Origin of the sequence: Streptomyces sp. NRRL F-5122, from assembly GCF_001507435.1 — a bacterium.
Lineage (GTDB): Bacteria > Actinomycetota > Actinomycetes > Streptomycetales > Streptomycetaceae > Streptomyces > Streptomyces lannensis.
Map to the genome: position 1 here is coordinate 1 of NZ_LMWH01000045.1, position 2,845 is coordinate 2,845.

General features: G+C 66.7%; 4 protein-coding genes. 2 read left to right on the forward strand and 2 right to left on the reverse strand.

The window, feature by feature from the left end; genetic code table 11:
• Positions 1-1,161: 1,161 nt before the first annotated feature.
• Together ADL25_RS50360 and ADL25_RS51515 are read right to left on the reverse strand one after the other, a co-directional pair.
• Positions 1,162-1,587: a hypothetical protein gene (locus ADL25_RS50360; RefSeq protein WP_234380707.1), complete on the reverse strand. Its 426-nt coding sequence runs from the start codon at positions 1,585-1,587 to the stop codon at positions 1,162-1,164.
• 85 nt (positions 1,588-1,672) lie between these two features.
• Complete coding sequence (locus tag ADL25_RS51515; RefSeq protein ID WP_267889236.1) at positions 1,673-1,798, reverse strand: hypothetical protein; 126 nt, start codon at positions 1,796-1,798, stop codon at positions 1,673-1,675.
• A 468-nt stretch (positions 1,799-2,266) separates the two neighbouring features.
• Between ADL25_RS51515 and ADL25_RS07665 the strand changes: the two genes are divergently transcribed.
• A complete protein-coding gene (locus ADL25_RS07665) occupies positions 2,267-2,542 on the forward strand; it encodes a hypothetical protein (RefSeq protein ID WP_059126893.1) in 276 nt (91 codons plus the stop codon).
• Positions 2,542-2,845: hypothetical protein (locus tag ADL25_RS07670; RefSeq protein WP_059126894.1), on the forward strand; the 304-nt coding region annotated here is incomplete at its 3' end. The genes ADL25_RS07665 and ADL25_RS07670, both read left to right, overlap by 1 nt.

Genomic DNA, 2,845 nt, shown 5'->3' on the forward strand with positions numbered 1-2,845 from the left:
CCGAGGGCGCGCGCCCTTGCCCCGTCGGCAGATCGCTCGCCGGACCTCAGTCGGCCCAGGGCTGATGGGATCGCTTCCGGCCGAACGGGGTACACGGAGAAGCCGTGTGCGCTGTCTTCGCCTTCCGACGCTCCAGGGCCCGCTGTGATGCCACCAGCCCCCCAAGCACCACGGGGCGATCGGGGTGCCCGACCGGCGGGCGCAAGAGAATGAGAAACAGTCAGATCAGCCAAAACCATGACACATAAACTACCCGCGCAACTCGCCGTGTCACACGAGATATCAAGGGAGATGTTCGCAGGCCTTTGCTGTCGGCGGTCCTTGAAAGCTGGTTCTGGAACACCTTCAGTGCCGCAGCCACGCAGGATCACCACAACCGCGATCATGAACGGCCTCGCGCCGCGCAAAGCACTCGTTTACGCAGGTCGAAGTCGGCCCGGCAGAACATCTGCCGTTTAAGCATCTCGATCTTGTTGCTGTGACCTTCGACGGCACCCGAGCTGCAGGGCAGGCTCAGCCCCACGACGACGGCATCGACATCCTGGCCGAGACCGTAACGAAGCCATGCAGCACAGGTAAGTCACCGGCATGCACCCACTCTATCCACTGGAGCGCGTCGCCTGACCAGTACCGCAGCCCACCTCCAGCACCGACGACCTTTCATCCATGCCGGTGATGGCGCCAAGGTCCCCGAACAGTTCGTCGGGGTATCCCGGCCGGACCCGGTCGTACAGTTCCGGTACCTCGTTGAACACTCGGCCAAGGTCGTATCAATTCAGGGGCATCTTCGAACTGCCGGTCACGAACGCACAACCTATGGGGCCGCCCGCGGAGACGCCACTGGTTTACCAGCAGCCGCTAACGCGCTGCCGCCGGTGGTTCAGAGACGCCTGCGTCCGGTGTCCGATGCTCCGCGTCGACCCGCAACAGCGTCGACGCCTGGAAGAGAACCTCCGCAACCTCGGTGACCGCATCGAGGAGGCCCGCGTCAACGGCTGGCCCGGGAGGTACAGGAGCTCCAGATCAACCTCGAAGCCGCACGGAACAAGCTCGCCTCCCTTGACCGCCACGCCCTGAACCGCAACCGCACCGCGGTCTCCCTGGGCATACCGATCACCAGAGAGAAGGCCGATGACCTCGATATCCTGCGTCAGGCTGCTGTCAGTTCGCCGAACTCAGACGGTCCAGCTCATCCTCGATTGCCTCGCGCAGTGAGTCGTGCTGCGGGCCGAGTGCGAACTGCTCGTCGGTCCATCTGTCGCAGGGATAGAGCCATACCGGCTTGCCGACCAAGTCAGTTGGCTCCCACTCGAATCGTGGCCATACGTGCGCATGCAGGAATCCATCCGTGTTGCCCAGGATCTCCAGATTGACTCGCCGGAAGGCAGTGTCCATACAACGGGACACTCGCTCGACTGCCATGCTCGACTGCTCGCCGAATGTGAGAGTGCTGTTAACCGCATGCCGGCAGCCAACGTCGTCGAGGGCGGCGACCAGCTCCTCGCGGAGGACGGTGGCCTCGAACGACTCGGAATCAGGCAGGACGAGCGGCGGAAGTTTGGCGGTCCGGGCCAGAGGTTGATCCAAATTCCGCTGACAGCCCGCTGAGTGACCACCAGTTGCAGCCCGTCCCAGGAGTAGGGGTAGGGGTAGCCGTCGATATCGGGCCCCTTCAGGCGATGGGCCGGGTGTGGGCGCCCCGGGCCGAGAAGGTCTTCAGCCTCAGCCAGGGACCGCAGCTCAGCGGGCCAATCCGGCCAGTGCCGGAGAAGTCGACGAGTACGTCCATCAAGGTCACGACAGTGACTGTGGCACTCTCCCGAGCCGGTCGCACCTCGATATCAGCGTTCCGCGCTGGCGCTGCGTTGCCGGACGGTGACGAGTGGCAGGAGGCCTGCAGTGGTCGGCACGTCGAGCTCGCATGGTGTCGGGCCTGCGGGCGTCGGAATGTCGGCCAGACGCCCGGTCCTGAACAAGGCCACGCATGTCCTGGAGGCCTGCCCCCGGCGAGGACAGGCACAGTGACCGGCTGCACGAGTGGGAACACCACATCGCCTGCCCCTGACTGCGCTCCCACCCGTCCCGGGTGGCCGAGGGCTGTCCGCGCAGGCCGGCCACGTCGAGGAAGTCGTCCCGCGCGCCGGTGGGTGGTGGGTCGGGGCTGCTGGTGGCGCACCACGGCCGGCCCGGGCCGCCGGCGGGGAGCACCAAGGCGACATGTTCGCGTCCCTCTACCATCAGTAGAGGAACGCGGTAGAGTCGGGATATGACAGCAGACGAGACGAGCATCAAGGTGAGCGCGGCCGCGCGGGACCGGCTGGCCCAGCTGGCGGCCGAGCACGGCACGACCATTCGCAGCCTGGTCGAGGACCTGGCGCAGAGCACGCCGACGCAGGCCGAATACGCCGAGCGTGCCGAGCTGGCCCGCGCCGAGCTCGCCTCCGCCCTCGGCAGCGCGCCGAGTCCGGCGGCAGAGGCGAAGGCCCGAGCTCTGCTGGAGCACCTGGGCGCCGCCTCGCACGGTCCGCGGGCGGCCGCGTAGTGGCGGCGATCGCGGTCGTCCTGGACCACACAACCGCCACGGCGTTGTACGACCCGAAGGATCCGTTCAACGAGGCGGTCGCCGCGTTCTACGTCCAGGCCTCCGGCGGACTCGGTGATCTGTATGCGCCGGTACTGTCACTGACGGCCGGCGACGCCGAGCGGCCCGGCTTGCTCGGCTACATCAAAGGCCTGCGGTTCATCCGCATCGAGGCATTCGACACCGATGCCGCGGTCACCGCCACCGAACTACTGCGCTTCGGACACGCCTGGGCCGCCGTCCACGCCATCCACGCCGCCCGCC